Consider the following 2,801-nt stretch of genomic DNA (forward strand, 5'->3'; position numbering starts at 1 on the left):
GAGCTACGGTGCGCCTGCCACTACCTATGCCGGTAACCTGCGCGACTTTTACCGCACCGGTGTTACTACAGATCATTCTGTAAATGTATCCGGCGGTACAGATAAAATGCGTGGCTATGCCTCTTACACCTATAACAATAACAACGGTATTGTGCCGGAGAACGGCTTAACCCGTAACACGCTGAACCTGCGCCTGAATACGGAGATCATTCCCAAACTAACCACAGATGTAAAGCTCACCTACGTAAGCCAGGAGATCCGCAACAAGCCCCGGTTAGGGGATAATGGCGTTACCAACGAAGCGCTGATCATGCCGCGTGATATGCCGGGCGATTCCTTAAAACACTTTGAGAACTATAACAGCAGCAACGGGCAGCCGGTGCCTTTTTACTGGACCAACTCCTCCATTTTCCAGAACCCTTACTGGGATGTGTACCGCACCAATGTAAGCGAGCAGCGTAACCGTATAATGCTGGTAGGCTCCGCCAAATACCAGTTCACTGATTGGCTGAGCTTACAGGGCCGGTATAGCCTTGACCGTTATGATGATAAAATAACCGGCAGCTTTTTTGCAGGCACCCTGCCCATTACCACCAATGCCGGTGGCCGCTACCAGGAGGCCTTTGTAAACCACTGGGAGCGCAATATGGATGTGCTGTTATCCGGCGCTAACAATATCAGCTCAGACATTGGTATCAGCTATAACCTGGGTGCATCTGTGCTGCGCTCAAAGGGTTATAACTCCCAATCCTTTGCCAATGGTTTAAGCATTCCCAACCACTTTAACCTGAACTTTGCCACAGCACCTTCTTTTTCCAGCATTATTGTTGATAAGGAGATCCAGTCCGTATATGCCAATGCGCAGCTGAGCTTCCGCAAATGGCTGTATGCCGATGTAAGCGCGCGTAACGACTGGTCTTCTACCTTACCTTCCCCGCATAGTTATTTTTATCCTTCAGCCGGCCTTTCCCTCATCCTGTCGGATATGGTGCAAATGCCCGCCTGGATCAGCTTTGCAAAGCTGCGTGGCTCTTTTACGCAGGTAGGTAATGATGCGGACCCGTACCTGCTGGTACAAACCTATACGTACAGCCCCGGCGCCGGTAATGGTTTTGTGTCGCGCGATGTAACGCAGTACATCAATAACCTGAAACCGGAAAAAACACGTTCCTGGGAAGCGGGTCTGGAATGGAAGTTCCTGGATGGCCGCATAGGACTGGATGCTACGTTTTATAAAAGCAATACCTTTAACCAGCTTATTTTCCTGGGCCTGCCACAGGCCTCCGGGTATAACCAGCAGTATGTGAATGCCGGTAATATCCAGAACAAGGGCATAGAAGCTATGTTGTCTGCCACACCGGTGCAAACCAAAGACCTTAGCTGGAGCACCAGTGTGAATTTTGCGCTGAACCGCAACAAAGTGATCTCTTTGAGCTCGTCTGTTACCCAGGCCAGCCTCTCTACCGCTACCGGTTTAGGCAGCCTGCTTATAAAACCGGGCGGCTCCTACGGCGATATTTATGATTACGACTGGGCCAAAGATGCAAAAACAGGACAGCACCTGGTAAATGCAAACGGGCTGCCGGTGATCAGCACCCTGCAGAAGATCGGCAACTTTAACCCGGATTACACCCTTGGCTGGAACAACCAGCTGCAGTATAAAAAGCTCACGCTCTCCTTCCTGCTGGATGGCCGTGTGGGCGGTATACTGGTATCCGGTACCGATGCAATGATGGCTTATTTTGGGATTGCTGATTACACTACAAAGTACCGTGAAGGCGGTTTAATATTACCCGGTGTAATGGCAGATGGTACGCCCAATGCAAAAGCCGTGAGTGCAGAACAGCTCTGGTCGTCCGTATCACAGGGCGGCCGTACAGGTTATGCAGGTTTCTTTGCTTACAGCACCACTAACTTCCGCTTACGCGAGCTATCGCTTTCATACGACTGGAACTTTGATCAGACATTGGTAAAACGTGTGCGTGTATCCCTCACCGGCAGGAACCTGTTCTTCCTGTACAAAGGCAAATCCCTGATGGATATACCGGGCATAGGCAAACGCACCATACCGGTTGATCCGGAGGTAGCTATTGGCAGCAGTAATTACCAGGGTATTGAAAGCGGCCTGCTGCCAGGTACCCGCAGCTATGGATTAAATGTTGGTGTGTCATTCTAAATTCTCTTAAAGCGATCTTATGAACAAGCAAAATATTTTCTTCCTGTTAATAGCATTCGCGGTATCCTTTACAGCCTGTACCAAAAATTTCAGCGATATTAATACCAACCCGGCCAAGATCACGGAGGCCGGGCCTACGGAGCTGCCGTTCATGTTTTCCAGGGCACAATCGGCCGCCACTATACAGCGCTCTTATTACCAAACCATTTCCATTCTTATGCCGGACCTGTATGCACAATATTATGCGCTTACCACTACCAGCTTTACTACTGACCGGTATGCGCTGAATGATACCTGGCTATCCCGCCCCGGTATTGTAACGTATGTGCTCACCCTGCCACAGCTGCAAACTATTTTTGAAAATACACAGGCCACTTCCGGTGAATATGCGCTGGCCAATATCATGTATGTGTACGTGTTTCACCGCCTTACGGATTATTATGGCCCGGTGCCTTACTTCCATGCGGGAGAAAGCAGCACAGCCATCCCGTATGATCCGCAGGACAAGATCTATGAGGATATGTTCAAACGCCTGGATTCTGCGGTGACTAATCTTAAAGCGCTGAATGGCGCAAATGTTTTCGGCAGCTACGATATTATGTATGGCGGCGATACCAAAAAATGG

At 49.7% G+C, this 2,801-nt stretch carries 2 protein-coding genes; both read left to right on the forward strand.

Annotated elements, in window-relative coordinates; genetic code table 11:
* Positions 1–2,176, forward strand: a 2,176-nt coding sequence (locus tag VIM87_RS12830; protein WP_331997378.1) for a TonB-dependent receptor domain-containing protein, incomplete at its 5' end; no start/stop codon positions are given.
* Between the two features lie 19 nt (positions 2,177–2,195).
* Positions 2,196–2,801 (forward strand): SusD/RagB family nutrient-binding outer membrane lipoprotein (locus VIM87_RS12835; protein WP_331997379.1); only part of this gene is annotated, 606 nt, incomplete at its 3' end.

It is taken from the genome of Chitinophaga sp., assembly GCF_036569125.1.
Classification (GTDB): Bacteria; Bacteroidota; Bacteroidia; order Chitinophagales; family Chitinophagaceae; genus Chitinophaga.